Source organism: Kribbella sp. VKM Ac-2571, from assembly GCF_004362255.1.
Taxonomy (GTDB): Bacteria; Actinomycetota; Actinomycetes; order Propionibacteriales; family Kribbellaceae; genus Kribbella; species Kribbella pratensis.
Window position 1 is genome coordinate 140,462 of sequence record NZ_SNWS01000021.1, and the last position, 24,554, is coordinate 165,015.

Annotated in this window: 23 protein-coding genes; 11 read left to right on the plus strand and 12 right to left on the minus strand. The window is 68.5% G+C overall.

Features of this window, described 5'->3' with window-relative positions:
- Positions 1-37: 37 nt before the first annotated feature.
- Entirely contained in the window at positions 38-1,786 is a 1,749-nt protein-coding gene (locus EV651_RS35515; RefSeq protein WP_133789638.1) for a hypothetical protein, read from the plus strand.
- Positions 1,787-1,837: 51 nt separating this feature from the next.
- On the opposite strand, the gene EV651_RS35520 is transcribed toward EV651_RS35515, so the two are convergent.
- A complete protein-coding gene (locus tag EV651_RS35520; RefSeq protein WP_133789639.1) occupies positions 1,838-3,685 on the minus strand; it encodes a hypothetical protein in 1,848 nt (615 codons plus the stop codon).
- Between the two features lie 208 nt (positions 3,686-3,893).
- Between EV651_RS35520 and EV651_RS35525 the strand changes: the two genes are divergently transcribed.
- Genes EV651_RS35525 through EV651_RS35550 form a run of 6 tightly spaced genes read left to right on the plus strand, consistent with a single transcriptional unit; the run spans position 3,894 to position 10,081 of the window.
- Positions 3,894-4,922 carry a LacI family DNA-binding transcriptional regulator gene (locus EV651_RS35525; protein ID WP_133789640.1) on the plus strand — a complete coding sequence of 343 codons (1,029 nt, stop codon included), beginning with the start codon at positions 3,894-3,896 and terminating at the stop codon, positions 4,920-4,922.
- Positions 4,923-6,527: an FAD-dependent oxidoreductase gene (locus EV651_RS35530; protein ID WP_133789641.1), complete on the plus strand. Its 1,605-nt coding sequence runs from the start codon at positions 4,923-4,925 to the stop codon at positions 6,525-6,527. It begins immediately after the preceding gene.
- Positions 6,528-6,541: 14 nt separating this feature from the next.
- Entirely contained in the window at positions 6,542-7,795 is a 1,254-nt protein-coding gene (locus EV651_RS35535) for a sugar ABC transporter substrate-binding protein (protein ID WP_133789642.1), read from the plus strand.
- Positions 7,792-8,730, plus strand: a complete 939-nt coding sequence (locus EV651_RS35540) for a carbohydrate ABC transporter permease (RefSeq protein ID WP_133789643.1) — start codon at positions 7,792-7,794, stop codon at positions 8,728-8,730. The genes EV651_RS35535 and EV651_RS35540 overlap by 4 nt, the downstream gene beginning before the upstream one ends.
- Complete coding sequence (locus EV651_RS35545) at positions 8,720-9,544, plus strand: carbohydrate ABC transporter permease (RefSeq protein WP_133789644.1); 825 nt, start codon at positions 8,720-8,722, stop codon at positions 9,542-9,544. The genes EV651_RS35540 and EV651_RS35545 overlap by 11 nt, the downstream gene beginning before the upstream one ends.
- A gap of 12 nt (positions 9,545-9,556) precedes the next feature.
- On the plus strand, positions 9,557-10,081 hold the full coding sequence (locus EV651_RS35550) for a dihydrofolate reductase family protein (protein WP_133789645.1): 525 nt from the start codon (positions 9,557-9,559) through the stop codon (positions 10,079-10,081).
- 301 nt (positions 10,082-10,382) lie between these two features.
- Here the strand turns inward: EV651_RS35550 and hemB are convergent, their stop codons facing one another.
- The 7 genes from hemB to EV651_RS35585 form a co-directional block, all read right to left on the minus strand.
- Entirely contained in the window at positions 10,383-11,366 is a 984-nt protein-coding gene (gene hemB / locus EV651_RS35555) for a porphobilinogen synthase (RefSeq protein WP_133789646.1), read from the minus strand.
- Positions 11,367-11,368: 2 nt separating this feature from the next.
- Complete coding sequence (locus tag EV651_RS35560; protein WP_133789647.1) at positions 11,369-13,108, minus strand: uroporphyrinogen-III synthase; 1,740 nt, start codon at positions 13,106-13,108, stop codon at positions 11,369-11,371.
- Positions 13,105-13,986: a hydroxymethylbilane synthase gene (gene hemC, locus EV651_RS35565; RefSeq protein ID WP_133789648.1), complete on the minus strand. Its 882-nt coding sequence runs from the start codon at positions 13,984-13,986 to the stop codon at positions 13,105-13,107. The genes EV651_RS35560 and hemC overlap by 4 nt, the downstream gene beginning before the upstream one ends.
- Positions 13,983-15,305: a glutamyl-tRNA reductase gene (locus tag EV651_RS35570; protein ID WP_133789649.1), complete on the minus strand. Its 1,323-nt coding sequence runs from the start codon at positions 15,303-15,305 to the stop codon at positions 13,983-13,985. Before EV651_RS35570 ends, hemC begins: the two co-directional genes overlap by 4 nt.
- A 76-nt stretch (positions 15,306-15,381) precedes the next feature.
- Positions 15,382-16,137: a redox-sensing transcriptional repressor Rex gene (locus EV651_RS35575; protein ID WP_133789650.1), complete on the minus strand. Its 756-nt coding sequence runs from the start codon at positions 16,135-16,137 to the stop codon at positions 15,382-15,384.
- A 196-nt stretch (positions 16,138-16,333) separates the two neighbouring features.
- The gene (locus EV651_RS35580; protein ID WP_133789651.1) at positions 16,334-16,570 is read right to left on the minus strand and encodes a glutaredoxin family protein; all 237 of its coding nucleotides are present in this window, start codon (positions 16,568-16,570) and stop codon (positions 16,334-16,336) included.
- On the minus strand, positions 16,567-18,015 hold the full coding sequence (locus tag EV651_RS35585; protein ID WP_133789652.1) for a class I adenylate-forming enzyme family protein: 1,449 nt from the start codon (positions 18,013-18,015) through the stop codon (positions 16,567-16,569). The genes EV651_RS35580 and EV651_RS35585 overlap by 4 nt, the downstream gene beginning before the upstream one ends.
- 393 nt (positions 18,016-18,408) lie before the next feature.
- Here EV651_RS35585 and EV651_RS35590 point away from each other — a divergent pair, with 393 nt between their 5' ends.
- A complete protein-coding gene (locus EV651_RS35590) occupies positions 18,409-18,951 on the plus strand; it encodes a sigma-70 family RNA polymerase sigma factor (RefSeq protein ID WP_130384882.1) in 543 nt (180 codons plus the stop codon).
- Positions 18,952-19,620: 669 nt separating this feature from the next.
- Entirely contained in the window at positions 19,621-20,277 is a 657-nt protein-coding gene (locus EV651_RS42740) for a hypothetical protein (RefSeq protein ID WP_238157402.1), read from the plus strand.
- Positions 20,278-20,442: 165 nt separating this feature from the next.
- On the opposite strand, the gene EV651_RS35600 is transcribed toward EV651_RS42740, so the two are convergent.
- The 3 genes from EV651_RS35600 to EV651_RS35610 all read right to left on the minus strand — a co-directional run bounded on the left by EV651_RS35600 (position 20,443) and on the right by EV651_RS35610 (position 22,754).
- Positions 20,443-21,606, minus strand: a complete 1,164-nt coding sequence (locus EV651_RS35600; RefSeq protein ID WP_133789653.1) for a lysophospholipid acyltransferase family protein — start codon at positions 21,604-21,606, stop codon at positions 20,443-20,445.
- A complete protein-coding gene (locus tag EV651_RS35605; protein WP_133789690.1) occupies positions 21,599-22,591 on the minus strand; it encodes an NAD-dependent epimerase/dehydratase family protein in 993 nt (330 codons plus the stop codon). The genes EV651_RS35600 and EV651_RS35605 overlap by 8 nt, the downstream gene beginning before the upstream one ends.
- Before the next feature lie 61 nt (positions 22,592-22,652).
- A complete protein-coding gene (locus EV651_RS35610) occupies positions 22,653-22,754 on the minus strand; it encodes a 30S ribosomal protein bS22 (protein ID WP_008356322.1) in 102 nt (33 codons plus the stop codon).
- 110 nt (positions 22,755-22,864) lie between these two features.
- Here EV651_RS35610 and EV651_RS35615 point away from each other — a divergent pair, with 110 nt between their 5' ends.
- Both EV651_RS35615 and EV651_RS35620 read left to right on the plus strand, forming a co-directional pair.
- Positions 22,865-23,527, plus strand: a complete 663-nt coding sequence (locus EV651_RS35615; protein ID WP_133789654.1) for a class I SAM-dependent methyltransferase — start codon at positions 22,865-22,867, stop codon at positions 23,525-23,527.
- Positions 23,528-23,558: 31 nt separating this feature from the next.
- Positions 23,559-24,071: a GNAT family N-acetyltransferase gene (locus tag EV651_RS35620; RefSeq protein WP_133789655.1), complete on the plus strand. Its 513-nt coding sequence runs from the start codon at positions 23,559-23,561 to the stop codon at positions 24,069-24,071.
- Here EV651_RS35620 and EV651_RS35625 read toward each other — a convergent pair.
- Positions 24,046-24,546 carry a GNAT family N-acetyltransferase gene (locus EV651_RS35625; protein ID WP_133789656.1) on the minus strand — a complete coding sequence of 167 codons (501 nt, stop codon included), beginning with the start codon at positions 24,544-24,546 and terminating at the stop codon, positions 24,046-24,048. The genes EV651_RS35620 and EV651_RS35625 overlap by 26 nt on opposite strands.
- Between the last annotated feature and the right edge of the window lie 8 nt (positions 24,547-24,554).

Sequence of the window (24,554 nt, forward strand, 5' to 3'; positions counted from 1 at the left end):
TGAACATTTGGCAACCGTTTACCGACGGGAGATCGCGATGCTGCGACGTACGTTTCTCACCGGTTCGCTGACCACCGTTGCGCTCGGCGCGCTGCATCCGACCACGGCTCGTGCTGAGGTGGCAGCTGTGGACGAGGACTTCCTGACCCTGCTGACCGAGGCGAACCGGAAACAGATTCCGCTCGTGCTCGGCAACTTTCAGAACGTTTCCGACAGCGTCCGGACCGTGGCTCGCAAAGCCCGCCGGCTGGTTTCCGGCTATGTCTGGGGAAGGTCGTCGTACCACCACGACGCCACGCTCCTCGGTCCGCTCGGCTGGCTGGTCGACCAGCTCGCCGCACGCCAGCACGAGGACGGCCTGTACGACGTCGGCAACCTGCACTCGCCGCCGGACAGCGCCTTCGCGATCCAGGACGTCTGCATGCTCTACGCGTTGCTCGACGCGGACGCCGCTGCGGAAACCGTTTCGATGCGCGCGACGCTGGCCTCGGTGATCAAGAAGGCCGGGCCCGCGTTGGCGAGTGGCGGCGTACACACGCCGAACCACCGGTGGGAGGTGTCCGCGGCGCTGGCACGGGCGAACCACCTGTTCCCGGACCGGCGGTACGCGGCGCGGATCGACGACTGGCTCGACGAGGGCATCGACGCGACCCCGGACGGGATCTACAGCGAGCGGAGTTCGACGTACGCCGCCGAGGTCACGAACCCGTGCCTGCTGACGATCGCGTGGCTGCGCCACAAGCCGGCACTGCTGGATTACGTACGGCGGAACCTCGACGTGACGCTGTACTTGCTCGAGCCGAACGGCGAGGTCGACACGACCGCGTCCCGGCGGCAGGACCAGAAGGGCGTACGCGAGGTCTGGTGGTACCTGACGCAGTTCCGCGAGCTGGCTTTGCACACGCACGACGGGCGGTTCACGACCATTGCCAAGAGCATCGAGGCGCACGGCACGGGTGAGCTCGGCGATTTCCTGGCGGAGGTGCTGGAGCGGCCCGAGCTGTCCGCTGTCCTTCCGACGGCAGCACCGGCTCCGACGGACTTCGTGCAGCACTACCCGTCGCAGGCGTCGGTCCGGATCCGGCGGGAGGCCCGGACCGCGACAGTGTTCGGCGGCACCGACTTCCACGACCTCCCGGTGATCTCGTCGGGCCTCTCCACCAATCCGACCTTCTTCAAGCTCCGCAACGGCGCGGCGATCCTCGACTCGGTTCGCCTGTCGCCACAGTTCTTCAGCACCGGACATTTCCGCAGCAATGGGCTCCGCAGGCTTGGCGAGAACTCGTTCCGTCTGTCCCAAGAGGTCAAGGTTCCGTACCACCTGCCGCTCCCCAAGCGCTATCGCCGCTCGGACGGCCAGTACGCGCTCACCCCGGACGGCCGTTTCTACGCGGCGATGGATTTCGGGCACCGACCGAAGCAGTACCGGACGCTGACGACCGAGGTCACGGTGACCGAGGTCGGCGGCGGCTACGACCTGGTGTTCGAGTTCGCCGGCGACGAGACGGCGTACGCGATCGAGCTGTGTTTCCGCGCCGGCGGAACGCTTTCCGGCGTCGACGCATTGGATGCTGCGGGCAACTACCAGCTGGCGTCCGGGACCGGGACCTACACGGTCGGCGCGGATCGGATCGAGTTCGGCCCCGGAAACGGCGCCGCCCGCGTCGCCATGGACCCGGGCGAGCGCTACACCTACCTGGGCGGCAGCCTCACCCCGGACGGCCTCCGCGTCTACCTGACCGGCCGCACCCCAGGCCGCCAGATCCTGAGGCTGCGCACCTCCTGACACCGGCTCACCGACGACACGCGCCTCGAGCTGGCCGGTCGGTGTGAGCTGCTACCCGGCTGTCCGCACGACGGTCTCGAGCGAACCGTCGTGCGGAATCCGCAGTACGTGGATCCGGCGGCGCTGGTCGCGCAGATAGGTCCGCGACGAGGTGCTGAGCGTCGCCGTACACCGTCCCGACCAGGTGATCGTGATCGTCGCACGTCCGCGGCGGATCACGATGCCGTCGGCAGTGGCCGTCCGCGTCTCGCCGTACGGCACGACTGTCCCGTCCGAGAAGACCACCTCGTCGCCCGGTTGGAGCACCAGCGGGACCTGTTCGGTCGCGGCACTCGCCGCGGTCACCCGGCGGCTGACCGACTGCGAGCCGATCACGAGCTCGGTCGACACCGAGCCGTCGGGCGTGCGGTAGCGGACGCGATCCTTCGACGGGTACTCCGCGATCAGGTTGCTCTCGGCATCGGACTTGCCGTCGCGGACTGTGCCCCAGCAGCCGGTCGCGGTCTGCTGCGCGTGGATCACGGTGCCGGCCGTCGGGTGCCAGAGGAATCCGGTCCCGGCCCTGACCGCGCTGCCCTGCCGCTCGCCGAAGAAGGCGCCGAGGTACAGGCCAGGACGCCGTACGTAGAGGTAGTCCTGGTTGCCGTAGACGTCGTGGCGCCGCTCGGTGAAGTCGTCGCGGCGCAGGTACGGGAGGTTCGCGATCGCGGCGTGCTTGGCGGTCCGGGTCGGCAGCGTCTCGCCGTACGGCGCGTGCGCGATGATGCGCGGCGACGTGTCCTGCTTGGCGAGCGCAGGCACCGGAGCGGGGTCGGCGGCCCAGGCCTGCCGGGTCGCCGCCTTGTCCTCGCGGGACGTGAAGAAGGCTCCGAAGTCCGGTACGGCGGGGACGAAGTGTGATCCGAGGATGCTCCGGTCCGGGTCCGGGATGATGTCGTCGTAGAACGCGACCGAGGTCCGGTCGGAGACGGCGTAGTACGTCAGCCAGCCGGAGTCGTCCGGTTCGCGGAGCAGGTTGTAGCCGAACCAGTCGGAGAACTTGCGCGTCATCGAGACCAGCAGCGGGTTCTTGGTCTGCAGGTAGAGCTCGGCCATCTCCGGGAGCATGACCTCGAAGTTGTAGTTGATGTCCATCCCGCGCGGATCGTAGAAGAATCCGGCCGGGCTCTGCGCCCATTTCGCGACGAAGCGGATGCGGTCCTGCAGCTTGGTCCAGCGGGCCTGGTCGGGCAACAGACGGAGGGTGAGCGCCGAGCCGGCGACACCGGCGACGGCCTGGTTGGTGTACTTGAACGGGTCGTCCCAGACGACCGAGTTGCCCGGGTCCAGGTACCAGTCGACCCCCTTGCGGAGGACGCCTTCCAGCTGGGTCCTCCGGCTCGGCAACACATTCGCCTGGCGAAGGTTCGCCAGAGTCTTGGCGAGGTAGCCGATGCCGAAACCGCTGGACGCTTTGCCGCGCTCACCCGGGGAGTACTCGGGCCACGAGCCGTCCGGGTTCTGCAGCCCCAGGTAGTGCTGCAGCGCTGCGTCGAGTCGGCCGAGCAGGGCGCTGTCGCGGTAGTACGGGTTCCACGCGCGCTTGTTCGCGTAGAACCAGCTCAGGGTGAAAACGTGTTCCTGGACCCGCGAGTTGAACGGCTGCGACGGCGTCCGCCACCATCCGCCGCCCATGAAGCCGTACGGGTCCGTGTCGACGATGTCGTTCGTCATCGGCGCGAGGATCACCAGGTACCCCGCGAACCGCTGTTCCCCGGCCGCGAACAGCCGTCGATCAGGCAGTCCGGCCGGCAGCTTCGCCAGCAGTGGAAGGCCGGCAGCACGAGCCGGCGCCGAAATCATCCCGGGCGCAAGCCCGGCGGCGGCGCCGAGTAGGACAGTACGACGTTTGACGTCCATAACTGAACTCCTGAACTAGTTTCAGCGGATGGCGAGAACGGCGTCGTGGACGACGACCGGAACTGCGGCGAGTTTTCTGTGCCGGACCGACCGTGGTCAAGGCCTCGGCTTTGGTAATCCGGATTAGCAACCGAAGCCAGCCCTTGACGACGGTCCGGGGACTGTTCTAATGTCCCCGGCAATCCGTATTACCGTGAAGGATCGATCGATGCCGGACAAGGCGACCACTCGACTCACCCAACGCGACATCGCGCGGCTGGCCAAGGTCAGCCAGACGACGGTGTCGCTGGTGCTGAACAATCGCAGCGACGCGATCGCGCGGATCCCGGCCGAGACCCGGGACCGCGTGCTCAAGGTGATCCGCGAGACCGGCTACCAGGCCGATCCGCTGGCCCGCCGGATGACGAACCAGCGCAATCAGATCCTCGGCGTGTTCACCTACGAGTCGGTGTTCCCGAGTGCGAGCGGCGACTTCTACCACCCGTTCCTGGCCGGTATCGAGGACCGCGCCGAGCGCCTCGGATGGGACCTGTTGCTGTTCACCAGCGCTCCGGTGACCGACGGGCATCGGCGGATCTTCCACGAGAACAACCGGCTCCGGATCGCCGACGGCTGCCTGCTGCTCGGGCGCGAGATCCCTTCCGACGAGCTGGCTCGGCTGATCGCCGAGGACTACCCGTTCGTCTCGGTCGGCCGCCGCGACGACGCCGGCGCCCCGGTGCCGTACGTCGGTGCCGACTACAGCACCGCCACGCGCACAGTCGCGGAACGGGCGCGGGAGCTCGGCCACCGGCGGATCGCCTTCGTCGGGCTGGGCGTCGGCGCCGAGTCGTCGGCTGACCGGCTCCGAGGCTTTCGCGAGGCCGCGGGGCCGCGTGCACCGCACGTGCCGACGCTCGATCGTTCGCCGGGCGAGCTGCTCGACGACCTGCTGGAACGGCGCATCACCGCGGCGTTCGTCGAGGAGCGGGCCGACGCGGTCGCGTTGTACGCCGCGGCGGCCGAGCGCGGAGTCGACGTACCGGGCGACCTGTCCGTGATCGCGCTCGGTGACTCGACGCGGCCTGCTGCCAGCGATCTGGACTTCACGGGCTTCCACGTCCCGCGGCGAGCCATGGGCGTACGCGCGGTCGAACTGCTGGAGGCGGTCCTCAGCGGCACCTCCACCGAGCGGCAACTGCTGCTCCCCTGCGAGCTGACCGACGGAATCACACTCACTCCACCCAAAGGTGCCTGAATGCATACCGATGTACTTGTGATCGGCGGCGGACTCGGCGGCGTCGCCGCGGCTCTCGCCGCGCTACGTGCCGGTCGCTCGGTGATCCTGACCGAGGAGTTCGACTGGCTCGGCGGACAGCTGACCAGCCAGGCCGTCCCGCCGGACGAACACACCTGGGTCGAACAGTTCGGCGTCACGGCGTCGTACCGGACGCTGCGCAACGGGATCCGTGACTACTACCGCCGCCACTACCCGCTGACCGCGGCGTCGCGCGCCGCGGCCAACCTCAATCCGGGTGCCGGGTACGTGTCCAAGCTCTGTCACGAGCCTCGCGTCGCGCTCGCCGTCATCGAGGCCATGCTTGCCCCCTACCGAGCCAGTCGCCGGCTCCAGGTGCTGCAGCCGTACCGGCCTGTGGCCGCCGACACCGACGGCGATCGGGTCACCGCGGTCACCGTGCAGCATCGCGACACCGAGGAACGGTTGACGCTCACCGCGCCGTACATCCTCGATGCGACCGAGACGGGTGAGCTGCTGCCTCTGACCGGGACCGAGTACGTGACCGGGTTCGAGGCGCAGGCCGAGACGGGCGAGCCGAGCGCCCCGGCCGAGGCGCAGCCGCTGAACATGCAGGCGGTGTCGTACTGCTTCGCCGTCGATCACGTGGACGGGGACGGGGTCGACATGGTCGGGGACAAGCCGGCGAACTACGCGTTCTGGCGGAACTACCAGCCGTCGTTCTGGGGCGATCGGCTGCTGTCCTGGACCGCGCCCAACCCACGGACGCTGGAGAGCTCGCGGCGCACGTTCACTCCCAATCCCGACGACGACCCGCTCGCGGTGGTGGCGGATCAGCGGCGGACCGGCGGCGACACGAACTTGTGGACGTTCCGCCGGATCGCGGCCCGCCGGCACTTCGTCCCGGGTGCGTACGAGAGCGACATCTGCCTGGTGAACTGGCCGATGATCGACTACTTCGAGGGCCCGGTCATCGACGTACCGGACGCCGCGAAGCACCTCGCGGCGGCTCGCGAACTCGCTCAATCGGTTCTGTACTGGCTGCAGACCGAAGCGCCGCGGCCCGACGGCGGAACCGGCTTCTCCGGGCTGCGGCTGCGGGGCGACGTCGTCGGCTCCGCGGACGGTCTGGCCCAGGCGCCGTACATCCGCGAATCCCGGCGGATCAAGGCGGAGTACACCATCGTCGAGCAGGACCTCTCCGTTGCCGTGCGCGGTGAGCAGGGAGCGGTCGAGTACGACGACAGCGTCGGCATCGGCATGTACCGGATCGACCTGCACCCCTCGACCGGTGGCGACAACTACATCGACGTGGCCAGCAGTCCGTTCCGGATCCCGCTCGGCGCACTCATCCCGCAGCGGGTGGAGAACCTGCTGCCCGCGAACAAGAACCTCGGCACCACGCACATCACCAACGGCTGCTACCGGCTGCATCCCGTCGAATGGAACATCGGCGAGTCCGCCGGCGCGCTCGCGGCGTTCTGCCTCGACCGCGGCACCGCCCCGCGGGCAGTCCGCAACACCCCTGCTCTACTCGCCGAGTTCCAGGACCGCCTGGTTGCTCAGGGCATCGAACTCGCCTGGCCAAGCGTCACTGGCTACTGATGGAGGACTGACCGATGAAACTCCGTTCCCTGACAGCGGCCGGTGTGGCCGCCGCTCTGCTGGCCCTTGCGGGCTGCGGCGGCTCGTCCGACGGCGGCTCCGGCTCTTCGGGTCCGGTGGACCTGCGGATGACGATCTGGAGCGCCAACGCCAAGCATCTGGCGTTGTTCGACCAGATCGCCGCCGACTACAAGAAGGACCATCCCGAGATCGGCAAGATCACCTTCGAGTCGATCCCGTTCGACAGCTACACGACCACGCTGACCACGCAGATCGGCGGCGGCAACGTGCCCGACCTGGCGTGGATCCTGGAGAGCACCGCACCGGACTTCGTCAGCTCGGGCGCGCTCGAGCCGATCGACAAGGACGCCGATCTGGTGCCGAGTACGACGGCCAACTGGGAGAAGGACGGCAAGCTCTACGCGTACCCGTTCTCCACCTCGCCGCTGGGGGTGTTCGTGAACACCGACCTGGTGAAAGCGGCGGGGCGGCCGGCTCCGGCCCAGCAGATCGCGTCCGGGACCTGGACCTGGGACGAGGCCGCCAAGACGGCTTCCGCCGTACAGGCCCGGGGTAAGGGCGGGCTCGTGGTCGGCGACTTCGACTACAAGGGCTGGGACACACTGAACTCGATCTGGTCCGGCTGGGGCGCGCGGCCGTGGAGCGAGGACGGGAAGACCTGCGGCTTCGACCAGCCCGCGATGGTCGACGCGATGACGTTCATCCACAAGCTGATCTTCACCGACAAGGGCATGCCGGGTCCGGGCGTGACGAAGGACTTCTACGCCGGTGACTCGGCGATGATCCTGACCCAGATCAGCCGCGCGGCCTTGCTCGAAAAGTCCAAGTTCAAGTGGGACCTGGTGCCGCTGCCCAAGGGCCCGTCCGGCGAGTACTCCGTCGTCGGTCAGGCCGGGATCGGTGTCTTCAAGCGCGGCAAGCACGCCGACGCGGCCAAGCAGTTCCTGGCCTTCTTCAGCAACGCCGAGAACTCGGCCAAGCTCGCGCAGTTCTTCCCGCCGCCGCGCAAGTCGCAACTGAACGCCGCAACGCTCGCCAAGGCCAACCCGTTGCTCAAGCCGGCCCAGCTGCAGAGTGTCGTCATCGACGGCATCCAGCGCGGCGACATCAAGACCAGCCATACCGGGTACGCCGAGCTGCAGCAGACCGTCCGCGCCGCCCTCGACCCGCTGTGGAAGCCGGATGCCGACGTGAAAACGGTGATGTCCGGCGTCTGCTCGAAGATCAACCCCCTCCTGGCGAAATGACCTTGCTCCTCGACAAACCGGCGCCGCCCCGGGCGCCGACCGAGCGCGCGCCGTACTGGACGATGCGGCGGCGGGACACCTTGGCCGGGTGGCTGATGGTGCTTCCGCAGCTCGCCGGGATCGTTGCCTTTGTCATCGTTCCGCTCGGGCTCGTGGTCTGGTACAGCGTGCACGAGTGGAACGTGCTGGGCGGGACGTTCGAGTTCGTCGGCGGCGACAACTACGCGGCGCTGGCCGACGACCAACGACTCGGTCCGGTGCTCAGGGCAACAGGTCTCTTCTCGTTCGGGCTGGTGGTGCTGAACCTCAGCCTGGCGCTGTTCCTCGCTGTACTGCTGAACCAGAAGCTCCGCGGCACGGTGGTTTTCCGGACACTGTTCTTCTCACCGGTCGTGGTGACGCTGGTCGCCTGGACGATCGTGTGGGGGTTCCTGCTGCAGGACAACGGCGGCGTGAACGGGTTCTTGAACGTGCTCGGGATCGACGGTCCGAACTGGCTGCGATCCGGCGGTACGGCGATGGCGTCGGTGATCGTGGTCCAGCTGTTCAAGAACGTCGGCCTCAACATGGTGCTGTTCCTGGCCGCGCTGCAGGGCGTTCCGGCCGAGCTGTACGAGGCGGCCCGGATCGACGGCGCGTCCGCGTGGGCCCGGTTCCGTCGGGTGACCGTGCCACTCATCAGTCCGACGATTCTGCTGACGATGATCCTGACCATCGTCGGGTCGCTGCAGGTGTTCGCGCAGATCGCCGTACTGACCCAAGGCGGGCCTGAGACGTCGACTACCGTGCTCGTTTACTACCTGTACCAGCAAGCGTTCCAGTTCCATCACTTCGGATACGGCTCGGCCCTGTCGCTGCTGCTGTTCTTGATCGTCCTGGCGCTGACGGCGGTCCAGTGGCGGATGCGTCGTAGGTGGGTGTTCCATGAGGCTTAAGTTGCTGATCTACGGCGTACTGCTGGTGTGCTGTGTGCCGTTCGTGTTCCCGATCTGGTGGATGGCGACGACGTCGCTGAAGCCGGTGGCCGAGATCTTCGCGTTCCCGCCGTCGCTGCTGCCGGGATCGCCGACGTTGGACGCCTATCGCCAGGTGTTCGAGTTGCAACCCTTCGGCCGGCAGTACTTGAACAGCCTCTACATCGCTTTGGTCGTCACCATCGGGACCCTGGCGGTGTCGGCGCTGGCCGGGTATGCGTTCGCGCGGGTGAAGTTCCGCGGCGCCGGGGTTGTGTTCGTCATCGTGCTCAGCGGGTTGCTGGTGCCGAACGAGGTGACGATCATCCCGCTGTACCGGATGTTCGACGCGTTCGGGCTGGTGGACACGCACTGGCCGCTGATCCTGATCCCGATGCTCGGTGCGCCGAGCGTGCTGGCGACGTTCATCATGCGGCAGTTCTTCATCACCCTGCCGACCGAGCTCGAGGAGGCCGGCCGCGTCGACGGGCTCGGTCGCTTCGGCCTCTTCTGGCGCGTGTGCCTCCCGCTGGCCAGGCCGGCGATCGGCGCGGTGTCGATCTTCACGTTCCTGCACAGCTGGAACCTCTACCTCGAGCCGATCGTGTTCCTCTCCTCGAAGCAGAAGTTCACCGTCCCCCAGGCCCTCACCCAGTACGTCGACGCGTACGGCGGCCCCATGTGGAACACCCAGCTCGCCGCCGCAACCCTGTCCGCCCTCCCCGTCCTCATCATCTTCGTCCTGGCCCAACGCCAATTCGTCGAAGGCCTCGCCCAAACCGGCTTGAAGGGTTGAGACAATGACAAGGTGAGCTTTCATGCTGCTGCGTTCATCGCCACCAGCCTCGACGGGTACATCGCGCGGGTCGACGGGTCCATCGACTGGTTGACCAGTCGTGCGGAGCATGCCGGGGAGACCGGGTACGACGAGTTCCTGGCGTCGGTGGACACCGTCGTACTCGGGCGCAACACGTACCAGCTGGTCTGCACGTTCGACAGCTGGCCGTACGACGGCAAGCAGGTCGAGGTCCTGAGCACCACGCTCGACCCCGACATCGACGACCGCATTCTCGTCCACCGCACCCTGGACGCCCTCGTCGAGACGCTCAACGACCGCGGCGCCCAACGCATCTACACCGACGGAGCCGCGACGATCCAGACGTTCCTCACGGCAGGCCTCCTCAACGAACTCACCATCACCACCGCCCCCGTCCTCCTAGGCGCCGGCATCCCCCTCTTCGGCCCCGTCCCCACCGACATCCCCCTGACCCACAACGCCACCCGCACCCTAAAAGCCGGCTTCACCCAATCCGACTACTCAGTGACGCGCTGATCAGCGGTCCTCTCGGACAGCCGGCGTGTATTTGGACAGGACGTGTCGGTCGGCGGGGTAGTGCACCTGAGCGTGATCGTGGACGTGCGTACGGTGTCTCGCAGGTGCTCTACCTGTCGAGCTTGCACACCATCGCCCGACTCGGCGCGCCTCATGGATTGACCCGACCGTTGTGGTGGGTGGAGACAGCAAATGGCGAGTGGAGACAGAACGTGGTGGGGCGAGACCTGCTATTTCCTGTGCAAGCCCACCAGTTCAGGTGCCAGGCACCCGCTGCCCCCTTCGCCGTTCGGCAACGACGTCAGCGGTAGTTCAGGTGTTGGGCTACTTCGGTGGCCCAGTAGGTGAGGATGGTGTCGGCGCCGGCTCGGCGGATCGAGGTGAGGGTTTCGAGGATGGCCTTGTCGCGGTCGATCCAGCCGTTGGCGGCGGCGGCCTCGACCATCGCGTACTCGCCGGAGATGTTGTACGCCGCGACCGGGACGTTCACGTGGTCGCGGATCTGGCGGACGATGTCCAGGTACGGCAGCGCGGGCTTGACCATCACGATGTCGGCGCCCTCGGCGATGTCGAGGTCGACCTCGCGGATCGCGTCGCGGGCGTTCGCGTTGTCCTGCTGGTAGGTCTTGCGGTCACCGGTCAGCGACGAGTCGACGGCCTCCCGGAACGGCCCGAAGAACGCCGACGCGTACTTGACGGCGTACGCCAGGATCACCGTGTCGATGAATCCGGCCGCGTCCAGCGCCGTACGGATGACGCCGACCTGGCCGTCCATCATCCCGGACGGACCGACGACATGCGCGCCGGCGGTTGCCTGCGCGACACCCATCTCCGCGTAGATCTTCAGCGTCGCGTCGTTGTCCACGCGCCCGGAGGAGTCCAGTACGCCGCAGTGTCCGTGGGACGTGAACTCGTCCAGGCATAGGTCCGACATCACCAGCAAGGAGTCACCGGCCTCGGACACCGCGTCCCGGATCGCTACGTTCAGAATCCCGTCCGGGTCCAGCGCACCCGACCCGACCTCGTCCTTGTCAGCGGGTACGCCGAACAGCATCACGCCGCCGAGGCCCAACGAAGCCGCCTCGGCGACCGCCTTCCGCGCCGTGTCCCGGGTGTGCTGTACGACGCCCGGCATCGACTTGATCGCGATCGGCTCGCGCGCGCCTTCCCGGATGAACATCGGCAGGATCAGCTGCCGCGGCTCCAGGGAGGTCTCCGCGACCAGCCTGCGCACCGCCTCCGACGACCTCAGTCGCCGCGGCCTCACTTCCGGGAATCCAGGCACATTCAGCTCTTTCGACGAGAACCAGACCGACGTTCGGACGGGCGGGTGACCGGCTCGCCGGCCTCCACCATGGTGTCACGCCGATCCGCACCGAACCGGGCGAGGGCGTCGGCCAGCTCCTCGACGGACGGCGTCTCGGCCATCGCGTCGACCCGCAGGCCGTGCTCCTCGGCGGTCTTCAGCGTCGCCGGGCCGATCACGCCGATCACCGTCGACGCGTGCGGCTTGCCGGCGATGCCCACCAGGTTGCGCACGGTCGAGGACGAGGTGAACACGACCGCGTCGAACTTGCCGGACTTGATCGCCTCGCGGGTCGGCGCGGGCGGCGGAGCGGCCCGGACGGTCCGGTACGCCGTGACGTCGTCGACCTCCCAGCCGAGATCGGTCAGGCCCGCGACCAGGGTCTCGGTGGCGATGTCCGCGCGCGGCAGGAAGACCCGGTTGATCGGGTCCAGCACCTCGTCGAACGGCGGCCAGTCCTCGACCAGCCCGGCGGCGGACTGCTCACCGGACGGGACCAGGTCCGGACGGATGCCCCAGGCCCCGATCGCCTCGGCGGTCTTGTCGCCGACCGCCGCGATCTTCAGCCCGGAGAACGCCCGCGCGTCCAGCCCGTACTCGTCGAACTTCTCCCGGACCGCCTTCACCGCGTTGACCGAGGTGAACGCGACCCACTCGTAGCGGCCCTCGACCAGACCGCGGATCGCCTTGTCCATCTGCTGCGGGTTGCGCGGCGGCTCGACCGAGATCGTCGGGACCTCTTCGGGCATCGCGCCGTACCGACGCAGCCGGTCCATCAGCGGGCCGGCCTGGTCCTTGGTCCGCGGCACCAGGATCCGCCAGCCGAACAGCGGCTTGGTCTCGAACCAGGACAGCGCCTCGCGCTGCTCGACGACCGAACCGACCACGATCACGGCCTCGCCGGTCACCTTCGCGGCCCGCAGGTCGGTGACGATCGTCTCGAGCGTCCCCACCACGCTGGTCTGCGAGGTCGTCGTACCGCAGACCGTCGCCGCGACCGGGGTGGACGCCTCGAAGCCGGCCTCGACCAGCGCCGCGACGGTCTCCTTCAGCACCTCGGAGGCGTTCAGCAGGACGAGTGTCTGCCTGGGCTGCAGGCGGCTCAGGTCGAGCTTGTTCTCGGCGAGGTCGACGACGGTGACCTCGCGGTCGCCCTTCATGGTCAGCGGGATCCCGGCGTACGTCGGAACCGCGCTCACCTCGCTCACACCCGGCACCACGTTGAACCCGATTCCCGCCTTCTTGCACGCGGCCGCCTCCTCGGCGCCGCTGGAGAAGGTGAACGGGTCGCCGGTCAGCAGCCGGACCACGTTCGCCGCGGACTTGGCCGTCTTCACCACCAGCCGGGCCCGGGCCGCGACCCGCAGCGCCCGGCTGCCCTCGGCGCCGGAGCCGTCCACGACCTCGACGCCCGGCCTGCAGTAGGTCAGGAACGCGTCGTGTTCGGGGCCCTCGACAACGACCGCGTCGGCGTTCGCGAGCACGTCCCGGCCCGCGAGCGTCAGCAGCGCCGGGTCACCGGGGCCGACGCCGACGAATGTGACATGGCCGAGCGGTTTGGTCTGCTTGGCGGTACTGGTCGCGGCCTTCTGAGGTGCCGCGGTTGCGGCTGTCTTCGCGCTCACGTCTGCCTTCGCCCTCGTCGTTTTCCTGCTCGTCCTGTGGGCCGTCTTCTTGCCCTGCTGATGGGCCGCAGTGCTCGTGCCCTGTGCCGGTGTCATGTTCGCTCCAGCAACTCGTTCGCCAGCGCCTTGCCGAGAGACACCGGGTCGTCCACCGGCCCGTTCGCGGAGAGCCGCCGTACGCCGTCGTCCTGGCCGAGCGCGCCCCGCAGCCAGAGCTCGGGGCCGTCCTCACCCTCGACCACCTCGGCGAGGGCACCGACCGGAGCCGTGCACCCTGCCTCCAGCGTGGCCATCAGTTGACGTTCCGCCGTCACCGCCACGCGGGTCGCCGGGTCCTCCAGCGGGGCCAGCGCGGCCAGTACGGCGGTGTCGTCCGCGCGGCACTCGATGCCCAGGGCACCTTGTCCCGGCGCGGGCAGCATCTGGATCGGGTCCAGGGTCTCGGTCACCTCGGCGAGCCGGCCCAACCGGGACAGGCCTGCCCTCGCGAGCACTACGGCGTCCAACTTGCCGTCGGTGACCAGGCTGATCCGGGTGTCCACGTTGCCGCGGATCCCGGTGCACTCGATGCCGAGGCCGAGCGCGTCGAGCTGCGCGGCGCGCCGTGCGGCGCCGGTGCCGACCAGGGCGCCGCGCGGCAGTTCGCCGAGCGTCAGGCCGTCGCGGGCGACGAGAACGTCGCGCGGGTCCTCGCGAACCGGAATGGCACCGAGCGTCAGGCCGTCGAGCGGCGTGGTCGGCAGATCCTTCAACGAGTGCACGGCGATGTCGATCTCGTGGCCCAGCAGCGCGTCGCGCAGTGCGCTGACGAAGATGCCGGTGCCGCCGATCTGCTCGACCGGTGCGCGGTTCACGTCGCCGGTGGTCGTGATCAGGACGAGCTCGACCTCGTGACCGAGCGCGCGCAGCTGGTCGGCCACGATCGTCGACTGCGCGGTCGCCAGCTTGGAGCGGCGGGTACCGAGCCGGATCATGCCTGCTCACCTCCGGTCGCATTCGAGTCGGCGCGGGTGTTGCTCGTCTCCGCCGGCGTCTTCGCGGTCGTGACCGCATCCACAGTCGCCTGGTCGAGCGCGAACAGTTGCCGCAGCGCATCGGCGTACGTGGGTCCGCCCGGATCGCCGCCGAGCTCCTTCACCCGGACCGTCGGGTTGTGCAGCACCTTGTCGACGACGCGGCGGATGGTCCGCTCGACCTCGTGCCGTTCGTGCTCGTCGAGTTCGGGCAGCCGGCGCTCGAGGCGGGCCAGTTCAGCGTCGACCAGCGAGCTCGCCATCGCCCGCAGCGCGACCACGGTCGGCGCCACCGAAGCAGCCCGGCGGGTCGCCTCGAACGAACCGGTCTCCTCGCCGACGATCCGGCGTACCTCGTCGATGTCGGCCTGGCTGCCGCCCGCCGTACCGATCAGGTCGGCCAGCGTGATCAGTGTGACGCCGGGGATCCGGGCCGCCTCGGGAGCGACGTCCCGCGGCAGCGCGATGTCGAGGACGCCGAGCGGCCGGCCGTCGGTCGCGTCGCGGATCGTCTCGGCGGTCAGTACGACGCCGCGCGCGCCGGTGCACGACACGACCAGATCGGCGTCGCGCAAGGCTTCGGGCACGTCTGCCAGGCGGATCGCCGTACCGCCGATCCGGTCGGTCAGCGCGACCGCCCGGTCGTAGTTGCGGTTGGCAATGGTTACGGTCTTCGCGCCGCCGTTGAGCAGCGTCTGGGCGGCCAGCGAGGCCATCGAGCCGGCGCCGACGACCAGTGCACGCCGGCCCGCGAAGCCGCCGACGGCGTCCAGCCCGGCCGAGACGACCGAGCGGCCGGCCGAGTCGATCCCGGTTTCGGTGCGGGCCCGCTTGCCGACCCGCAACGCGTGCTGGAACAAGGCGTTCAGGTCGGTGCCGACGGTCTCCAGGTCCTGGCCGACGCGCAGCGTCTCCTTCACCTGGCCGAGGATCTGGCTCTCGCCGACGACCATCGAGTCCAGCCCGACCGCGACCTGGAACAGGTGCGCGACCGCGCCTTCCTCGAAGTGCACGTAGAGGTGCTCGGCCAGATCCAGCAGCGGTACGCCGGTGACGTCGGACAGGATCGCGGTGACCTCGTCCATCCCGGCGTGGAACCGGTCGACGGTCGCATAGACCTCGGTCCGGTTGCAGGTGGCAAGGACCGCGGACTCCGCGACGGCCGCCGAGTCCCGCACCGCCAGGGCCACCTTGGTCGCCGCGTCCGCGTCGAGCGCGACCCGCTCCAGTACGTCGATGGCAGCGGAACGGTGACTGATACCGACCACGAGGTAGCTCATCCGCGTCCTCGCTTCGCTCCGGGCGCGGATGAGGCACAAACCGCGCTGTGTTGGATGGTGAACTCGCTTCGCTCGTTCACGCTCCGACACCTCCCCCGACACTCGGGAGATCCGGCATACCGTTCAGCGCTGGTAGTTCGGGCACCTGGGGGAGCGCCGCCTCTCCGGACTTTCGTTGTTCGTGGTACGCCAGGATCTGCAGCTCGATCGAGAGGTCCACCTTGCGGATGTCGACGCCGTCGGGCACGGACAGCACCACGGGCGCGAAGTTCAGGATGCTGGTCACGCCGGCGGCGACCAGCCGGTCGCAGACGTCCTGCGCGGGACCGGCGGGCGTGGTGATGACCCCGATCGAGACCCGGTCGGCCTTGACGATGTCCTCGAGTTCGGCGAAGTCGCGGACCTCCATCTCGCCGATCCGCTCGCCGACCAGGGTCGGGTCGGCGTCCAGCAGGGCGACGATCCGGAAGCCGCGGGTGCCGAAGCCCGAGTAGTTCGCCAGCGCGTGGCCCAGGTTTCCGATCCCGACGATGACCACGGCCCAGTCCTGGGTGACGCCGATCTCGCGGGCGATCTGGTACCTCAGGTACTCCACGTCGTACCCGACGCCGCGGGTGCCGTAGGAGCCGAGGTAGGACAGGTCCTTGCGGAGCTTGGCCGAGTTGACGCCGGCCGCGGTCGCCAGGTCCTCGCTCGACGCGGTCGCGATGCCACTGTCCGAGAGCGCGGTCAGGGCCCGCAGGTAGACCGGCAAGCGCGCGACAGTCGCCTCGGGGATGCCGCGTTCGGTTCTCGTCGGCGGGCCGGGGCGACGGCTGCTGGCACGCGTCACAATTCTCCTGGGAGCGGTTGGTTCACCGCGGTCTGACGGCCGGCGGCTCTCTTACTCTAGGAGCTTGTGAACGTGAGAACAAAATCGGCGGAAGTGACCTAGGGCGCATCTCTCAATCCCACGCCGTCGCGAGCAGGTGCTCGGCGAGGTGCCCGCCGAGTGCCGCGCAGTAGGCGTGGGATTGAGAGATGCGCCCTTACCTCATCAGGGCCTTTCGTAGTCTGGCGGGGTCGACGCGCCAGAAGTCGTGTTGCTTCCCGTCCACGAACGTCACTGGGATCTGTTCGCCGTACTGCGTGAACAACCGGTCGTCCTGCGTGATGTCCACCTCGGACCAGTCCGCCCCCACCTCGGCGCAGACCGCGCGGATGACCTCCCGCGCGTCGTCGCACAGATGACACCCGGGCTTCCCGTACATGACCACGCGACTCATCGATCCGCCTCCCGGAGCCGGCCCTTCGCGACCTTGCCGGTGACCGAGTGCGGCAGGTTGTCCACCACCTCGATCTCGACCGGGCTCTTGAACCGCGCCAGCCGGCCCTCCGCGTACTCGCGGACCGCGGCGACATCGACCGATGCGTCCGGCAACGGAACGACGAAGGCCTTGACCGCCTCGCCGGTCTCCTCGGACGGTACGCCGATGACCGCGGCCTCCCGTACGCCGGGAGCGGCGACCAGCACGTCCTCCACCTCGCTCGGGAAGACGTTGAACCCGGACACGATGATCAGCTCCCGCAGCCGGTCGACCAGGAACAGGTCGCCGTCCGCGTCCAGGAACCCGACGTCGCCGGTCCGGTACCAGCCCTCCGCGTCGGGGCCGTCGACGCCGTCCGGCCAGTAGCCGGAGAACAGGTTGCCGCCGCGGATCAGGATCTCGCCGGGGTCGTCGCCTTCGACGTCCTCGCCCTGCTCGTCGGCGATCCGGACCTCGACGTTGGGCAGCGGGCGACCGACCGAGCCGGGCTTCGGCTCGGCCTCGCCCAGGGTCGTGGTGACACCCGGGGACGCCTCGGTCAGTCCGTACCCCTGGTGGACGTGCAGCCCGGTGGCCCGCTCGAAGCGGTCCGCGAGCGCGCGATCCAGCGTGGACGCGCCGGTCAGCACGACCTTGACGGTCTTGAGCGCCTCCCGCAGATCGGACCGGGTCAGCAGCGCGTTCAGTGCAGGCGGAGCGAGCGGCAGCCGTGTCACGCCGTACCGGCCGACCAGATCCAGCGTTTCGTCGGGATCGAAGCGCTGCTCGACAACGAGCGCGGCGCCGGTGGCGACCGCCCAGCCGAGGACCGCGTTCAGGCCGAACGCGTGGAACATCGGAAGCACCCCCAGCACCACGTCCTCGGGCCCCATCCGGTCCTCGCCGAGCTCGCTGAGGTTCCGCACATTCGCCGCGAGGGCGCGATGGGTCAGCATCGCGGCGCGCGGATCTCCACTGGTTCCGGACGTGTAGAGCAGGACCGCGAGCGTCTCGGGATCTTTCGACGGCAGTAACGGAGCGTTACCTTGAAGCTCGTCGGGTGCCACCACGCGAACGCCTTCGAACCGGTCCGCGAGACCCGGTCCGGCGATCGCCAGCCGGGCCCCGGAGTGCGCCGTGACGGCTGCCAGCTCGGGCTTGGTGAGCCCGGTGTTCAGCGGTACGGCGACCAGCCCGGCCCGGAGAATGCCCAGGTAGGACGTGACGAACTCGATGCTGTTGGCAACCAGGAGCAGCACCCGGTACCCCGGTACCAGGCCGGCCGCGGCGAGGCCCTGCGCGGTCCGGTCGACGGCTTGGTCGAGCTCGCTCCAGGTGAGCCGCCGATCCCCGTCGACCAGCGCGGGACGCTCGCCGTGCCGTTGCGCTGTGTCACGAAGAATGTCCGCGAAATTCACGTTCACCAGGCGAGTCTGTCACGGCCGGGATTCGCTGCGAGAGGAACCGTCTTTCACAGAATGGTTGCAGCGGAGCGTAACCACCGATATACAGGTGACTTCGCGAGCGCGCTTCTGTTGAACCTCACACTGCAGAAACCCGCCCGCGAGCGGGGACCTTCATGCGCAATGCAACACCCCCGACAGCAGGCTGCTCCGTCCCGCGGACGCAGTCCGCTGGCGCATTCACAGACCTTCGGACCGGACGGAAGGCGGCACGCCCCAGCCTGTTGACAGCACGTATCTGATCAGTAACGTTCAGTGCTGTCCCAGTCGCTGTGGCCATTCGCGGATGTGTCGAACGACGTGTCAGTTGAACGGGGAGAACACTTGACCACGCCGGAGCCAAGCCCGGACGGGATGAGACGTGCGGAGCTCGTCGATCGCGCCCAGGCCGGGGACGTCGGTGCCTTCGGTGAGCTGTACGACGAGTACTCGCTCACCGTCTATCGCTACATCTACGCACGGGTGTCGTCCTCGGCACTCGCCGAGGACCTGACCAGCGAGACCTTCGTCCGGGCGCTCCGTGCGCTGGACTCGTTCCGCTGGCAGGGCCGGGACTTCGGAGCCTGGCTGGTGACGATCGCCCGGAACCTGATCACCGACCACTACAAGTCGGGCCGGGTCCGGCTCGAGGTGGTCACCGACGAGATCGAGACCCACGACCGGCAGACCGAAGGCCCGGAGATCGACGTACTGGCCGCGGCCACCGCCGAGGTCCTACGGGACGCGGTTGCCGGCCTGCCCGACGAGCAGCGCGACTGCTTGACGATGCGGTTCTTCGCCGGTCTGTCGATCGCCGAAACGGCCAAGGCGCTGGAGAAATCCGAGGGCGCCGTGAAGCAGCTCCAGCTGAGGGCCGTACGGCACTTGGCGAAGGTTATCCCCAAGGACTTGAGATGAGGCGGATGACAACGAACGTCTTTCGTAACCCGTCAGGGAGTTACCTCGTTTGCCTGGTGAGGACCTGTCGGTGACCCCGACTGGCCATTGAGGAGAACGAGAACTCATGAGTGACCTACACAGGGCTCGAGCGCGCGCGGAGGCATTCGCGCACGCCGTCGATCACGGGCCCCGTCACTCCACGCGACTGGGCGATGACCCCGAGTTACTGGAAGCTGTGGAGCTCGTCGGACGGCTGAGGACCGCCGGCGCAGTTGCCCCGCGACCGGAGTTCAGTGCCGAGCTGCGGCACCGCCTGTTGGAGCAGGCGGCGGCGCGCGCGGCGACCACTGCGACTCCGTTGACGGTGCACACCGCACCAGACGACTCGGACGACCCGCCGGGTAGCGAGGACGTTGGCGCGTCCGTGACAGATATCCGTCGTCGCCAGGGCCGGAGGATCCGGCTCGTGGCCAGCACCGCCGCGCTGGTGCTGCTCGGAGGTGGCATCGGTTCCGCCGCCGCCGCTCAGCAGGCCATGCCCGGCGACACCTTGTACGGAATGAAGCGCAGCATCGAGAACGTGGCGACCAATGTCGGAGTCGGGGACGACTCCCGCGGCCGGCGCGATCTCGAGCACGCGAGACCCGACTGTCCGAAGTCCGCGAGCTGGCCCAGAACGGCGGCTCCGTGGGCACGATCAACGCGACGCTGGACGACTTCTCGGCGCAGGCCCGCAAGGGCGTGTCCCGACTGGTCGCGTCGTACCAGCAGGACAACGACGAGAGTTCGATCTCCGCGATCACGGCGTTCATCACCAGCGCCCGCCAGGCTTTGGTCGAGCTCGCGCCGAAACTCCCGCCGGAGTCGCTGAAGTCCGGGGTCGAGGCACTGGCCACGATCGAGCAGCTGGCGCAGCACACCTCGGCGGCATGCCCGAAGTGTGCGGCACCGAAGCCGTCGGGTGCGCCGAGCACCGGCACGAACAACAACCAGCCGAACCGCACCAGCCCCGGCACCGGCTCCGAGTCGAGCAACCCGGCCAAGGCGTCGTCGAGCCCCAAGGCGTCGACGACGATCCCGACACCGGTCAACTCGATCTCTCAGCAGCCGACCACGGTGCCGACCAAGCTGCCGAACACCACCATCGTGCAGTCCACCGCTCCGCCTCCGACCAGCCTGAAGACCCCACCTCGGCCGTCGTCGTCAAACTCGCCGATTGCGACGCCCACCGTGCTGCCTTCAACGCTGCCCCCGGCCACACCGTCCTGGCCGTGGCCGTTCCCGACAACACCACTGATCAACCTGCCCGGAATCATCCAAACCCTCTTCCCACCCTGGAAGTAACAGGACCCGAGCACCGCGCAGCCCCGGCACAAGCACCACGTGCCGGGGCTGCGTCGTTCGACCTCACCGTCAGCCGCGTCGGCGGGCTACACAGGGTGGGTGAGTGCGTGCTTGGTTGGGCCACGAGACCGGTGGGGCGATGGCGGGGTGGGGGCCGGGGTGGCGTCAGAAGAAGACGCTGCGGCGTTGCATGAGGAGGGTGTAGAGGGTTTGCTGGATGGTTTCGCGGACCTGGTCGGTGACGTTGAAGACCAGCATCGGGTCGTCGGCGGCGCCGTCGGGGAAGTCGTCGGTGCGGATCGGTTCGCCGAACTCGATCAGCCACTTGGACGGCAGCGGGATCAGGCCGAGCGGCCCGAGCAGCGGGAAGAACGGCGTGACCGGGATGTACGGGACGCCCAGCAACCGTGCCAGCGAGGCGATGTTGCCGACCAGCGGGTAGATCTCCTCGGCGCCCACGATCGAGCAAGGAACAATCGGTACGCCGGTCCGCATCGCCGCGCTGACGAACCCGCCGCGCCCGAAGCGCTGCAGCTTGTACCGCTCGGAGAACGGCTTCCCGAGCCCCTTGAAACCTTCCGGCCAGACACCGACCAGGTTCCCCTGCCGGAGCAGCCGCTCGGCGTCGTCGTTGTTCGCCAGCGTCGCACCGCCCTTGCGTGACAACTCACCCACGAACGGGGTCTGGAACACCAGGTCGGCGGCGAGCGTGCGCAGCGGCCGGCCGGTGTGATCCGCGACGACCACCTGCGTGACGAGCCCGTCGAGCGGCATCGTGCCCGAGTGGTTAGCGACGATCAGGGCGCTGCCGTCGGACGGGATGTTCTCGATCCCGCGGACCTCGACGCGGAACCACTTCTCCACCATCGGGCGCAGCATCGGCAGCAGCACCTGGTCGGTCAGGTCGGAGTCGTACCCGAACTCGTCGAGCTCGTACTCCCCGGTCAGCCGCCGGCGCAGGAACGCGAGCCACTCGGCGACCCGCCGCTCCCCGTCCTCACCGAACAGTCCCCGCACCGCCTGCTCGAGCCCGGCGAATTCAGAACCAGCAGGCGCCTCGGGCCCATCGACATCCGGTACGGCGCCAACCGGCTCGACCGGCTCCTCGGCAGACGGCCTGCCCGTCGCGGGGCCGCTTTTCGAGGCACGGCTCGCCGTGACGTCGGCGTCGACTCGCTCGTCACGTTGCGCTCGGGCGCGGCTGTTCTTCTTCCCGCGACCGCCCTGCCCCGCGAGCGCACGAGCCGCGGCCGAGGGCGTCGTACGACGTCCGCTCCCCCGGCCCGGCCGGCCGGCGGAGCCGATCGGGATCACGTCCGCGTCAGCCACGCAGCGCCCCCAGGCCGGCGGTGAGCAAACCGGCCACCCGGGTCATCGCGCCGGTCCCGAGCGATCGCCGGAAGTCGTCGAACGCCTCCGCAGTCGAGTACTTCGGCTCGAATCCGAACTCGGTCCGCATCCGTGTCGTGTCCACACCCCGCCCGTAGGTCAGGAAGGTGATCTGGTCCGGCGAGAAGTCCGCCAGCCGGGCTCGTCGTACGACGGCCGCAGTGCTGGACGCCGTGAACGAAGGAAGCCGCAGCGTCGGCCGGCCGAGGCGGCGGATCGCCTGGGACAGCGACAGCACGCCGTCACCGGCCAGGTTGAAGGTCCCCGGAAGATCGTTGACGGTCGCGTGGTGGATCGCCTCGACACCGTCGTCCTCGTGCAGGAACTGCAGGCGGGCGTCGTACCCGAACACGGTCGGTACGACGGGCATCGCGAAGTAGCGCGTGATCGGGGAATCGGTCTTGGGGCCGATCCAGTTCGCCATCCGGAGCGTGCTGACGCAGACGTCGGGGCGGCGCCGGGCGAAGCCCCGCACGTAGCCCTCGACCTCGACGGCGTCCTTGCTCAATCCGTGGTGATGGATCGCCCGCGGCGCCATCTCCTCGGTGAACATCGCCGGATCCCGCGGACCCGCGCCGTACACCGTCGTCGACGACTTCACCACCAGCTTGGCCACGCCGGGCGCCTTCTGGCAGGCGGCGAGCAGCTGCATGGTGCCGATGACGTTGATCTCCTTCATCGACGACCGGCCACCGGCGCTGCCGGGCGTGGCCACAACGCCGGTGTGGACGACCGTGTCCACGTCCTCGGCGGCGATCACCTTGGCGATCACCGGATTACGAATATCCGCCCGGACGAACCGGACCCGCCCCAGCTCCGCGCGCGGCGGAACCACGTCGACACCGAGAACGGTGCCGATCGACGGGTCGTCGGCCAGTCTGCGGGCACAGCGAGCACCGGCGTCCCTCGAGACGCCGGTCACCATCACTACCTGTGCCACGAGCAACCCCCAGCCGGACCGGGCGCGGCAGGCCAGTACTGCCCGGCTACTTGCCGAGCTTGCGGCGCTGCACCCGCGTCTTCTTCAGCAGCTTGCGGTGCTTCTTCTTCGCCATACGCTTGCGGCGCTTCTTGATTACGGAACCCACGTCTGACCATCCAAACTCAAAGAGAACGTCGGCAAAGCTTACCCGTAGGTCACTGTCCCGACCTAAAGCAGGCTGCACCAGTAGACTGGGACCTTACCTGGGGAGGCTGGATGCGGGCTCGGTATGACGGTCTTGCGGAGTGGTACGACGAACGCTTCGGGAAGGACGCCGAGCCTCATCAGCCGGGCCTGCTGGACCTCCTCGGGCCTGGATCCGGGCCGTGCCTCGACATCGGCTGCGGCACCGGGCGGAACTTCGAGAGCATCCGCGCCAGCGGGCGCACCGTTGTGGGGCTGGACTACTCCATCGACCAACTCGGCCGCGCCCGGACGCGTACCGACGGTCCACTGCTGCACGGCGACGCTGCGGCCCTGCCCTTCGCGGACGCGTCGTTCGACACTGCGATCACGCTGTGGACCTCCACCGATGTGGACGACTTCGGTGCGGTCCTCCTGGAGGCGGCGCGAGTACTGCGACCCGGCGGGGTGCTGGTCGTGTACGGCGTGCACCCGTGCTTCAACGGTCCGCACGTCGTGTACGCCGAGGACGGTCGCCGGATCGTACACCCGACGTACCGGCACTCCGGCTGGCACACCGAGTCGCCCTGGTGGAGCGAGGACGGTATCCGCCGCCGCATCGGCATGAACCATGTCCCGCTGGCGGACTACCTGAACGCCGTGATCAGCAGCGGCTTGGTCGTGGACCGCTTCGAGGAGCCCGGCGGCTACGACGTCCCGCACGCCTTCGCCTTCCGAGCCCACCGCCCGGCCTGAGGTTGTCGGCGGCGGCTGATGTACTGCTGGCATGGTGACGCTGGTTTCCTGGACTGAGCAGGACTTCCGGCTGCTCGAGCGGTGCAATACGCCGGAGATGACGGCGTACCTCGGCGGTCCGGAGACGCCCGAGAAGCTGCGGGACCGGCATCGGAAGTACGTCGAGAACGCTTTCACCGGACAGATGTTCGTGATCGTCACCGAGGAGGGCGAGCGCGCCGGGTTGATCGGCTACTGGGAGCACAGCGAGAACGACGAGACTGTCTGGGAGACGGGGTGGTCGATTCTGCCCGAGTTCCAGGGGCGTGGACTGGCCACGGCCGCCGTACATGAGGTGGCGAAGGTCGCGGCCGACGCCGGCTCGCATCGGACGTTGCATGCGTACCCCGGAGTGGCCAACGCGGCATCCAATGCCTTGTGCCAGAAGGCCGGTTTCACCCTCCTCGGTGAACGCGACTTCGAATATCCCAAAGGCCACTGGATGCGCTGCAACGACTGGTCTCTCGACCTGATCCCCACTACTCGGCGAGGTGTTCCCAGGTGAACAGGGTCAGCTCGCGACCTTTGTCCACGACATGTTCCGGCGGTAGGTCGGTCTGCCGGTAGCCGGCTGCTCGCGCCACCGCGGTGCTTGCTGAATTGTCCGGCTCGATCTCGAGAATCACCCGCGGCAGGCCGGCCGTTTCGTGCGCGTAGGCGGTCAGCACCTTCAGCGCCCGCACCCCGAGACGCTGCCCGCGATGCGCCGGTCCGATCGCGTACCCGAGCGAGCCCGTGGCGAGGTTGAGCATGACCTCGCCGAGCGGCTGTACACCGTCTGTGGTGATCGCCAACTGGAGCTTGTCCGTCGCCCTGCGCGCGTTCGCGACGTACTCCGTCGCGACGGCGAGGTCGAAGGGGGACTTCAGCGGTGTCCAGTACGCCACCTCTGGGTCGTCGAACAGTTCGACCATCGCCGGCGCGTCCGCCGGCTCCCAGGCGCGGAGCACCAATCCGTCGGCGACCACTCGTGCTGCCATGCAGTCAG

Coding starts and splice junctions, on each gene's coding strand:
- EV651_RS35605 (WP_133789690.1), bottom strand. CDS start 22,591: ATGGTGACCGGCGTCTCGAGGGACGCCGGTGCTCGCTGTGCCCGCAGA.
- EV651_RS35590 (WP_130384882.1), top strand. CDS start 18,409: ATGAGACGTGCGGAGCTCGTCGATCGCGCCCAGGCCGGGGACGTCGGT.
- hemC (WP_133789648.1), bottom strand. CDS start 13,986: ATGATCCGGCTCGGTACCCGCCGCTCCAAGCTGGCGACCGCGCAGTCG.
- EV651_RS35535 (WP_133789642.1), top strand. CDS start 6,542: ATGAAACTCCGTTCCCTGACAGCGGCCGGTGTGGCCGCCGCTCTGCTG.
- EV651_RS35615 (WP_133789654.1), top strand. CDS start 22,865: ATGCGGGCTCGGTATGACGGTCTTGCGGAGTGGTACGACGAACGCTTC.
- EV651_RS35530 (WP_133789641.1), top strand. CDS start 4,923: ATGCATACCGATGTACTTGTGATCGGCGGCGGACTCGGCGGCGTCGCC.
- EV651_RS35620 (WP_133789655.1), top strand. CDS start 23,559: ATGGTGACGCTGGTTTCCTGGACTGAGCAGGACTTCCGGCTGCTCGAG.
- EV651_RS35560 (WP_133789647.1), bottom strand. CDS start 13,108: ATGACACCGGCACAGGGCACGAGCACTGCGGCCCATCAGCAGGGCAAG.
- EV651_RS35540 (WP_133789643.1), top strand. CDS start 7,792: ATGACCTTGCTCCTCGACAAACCGGCGCCGCCCCGGGCGCCGACCGAG.
- EV651_RS35545 (WP_133789644.1), top strand. CDS start 8,720: ATGAGGCTTAAGTTGCTGATCTACGGCGTACTGCTGGTGTGCTGTGTG.
- EV651_RS35525 (WP_133789640.1), top strand. CDS start 3,894: ATGCCGGACAAGGCGACCACTCGACTCACCCAACGCGACATCGCGCGG.
- EV651_RS35515 (WP_133789638.1), top strand. CDS start 38: ATGCTGCGACGTACGTTTCTCACCGGTTCGCTGACCACCGTTGCGCTC.
- EV651_RS35570 (WP_133789649.1), bottom strand. CDS start 15,305: ATGAGCTACCTCGTGGTCGGTATCAGTCACCGTTCCGCTGCCATCGAC.
- EV651_RS35520 (WP_133789639.1), bottom strand. CDS start 3,685: ATGGACGTCAAACGTCGTACTGTCCTACTCGGCGCCGCCGCCGGGCTT.
- EV651_RS35625 (WP_133789656.1), bottom strand. CDS start 24,546: ATGGCAGCACGAGTGGTCGCCGACGGATTGGTGCTCCGCGCCTGGGAG.
- EV651_RS35580 (WP_133789651.1), bottom strand. CDS start 16,570: ATGAGTCGCGTGGTCATGTACGGGAAGCCCGGGTGTCATCTGTGCGAC.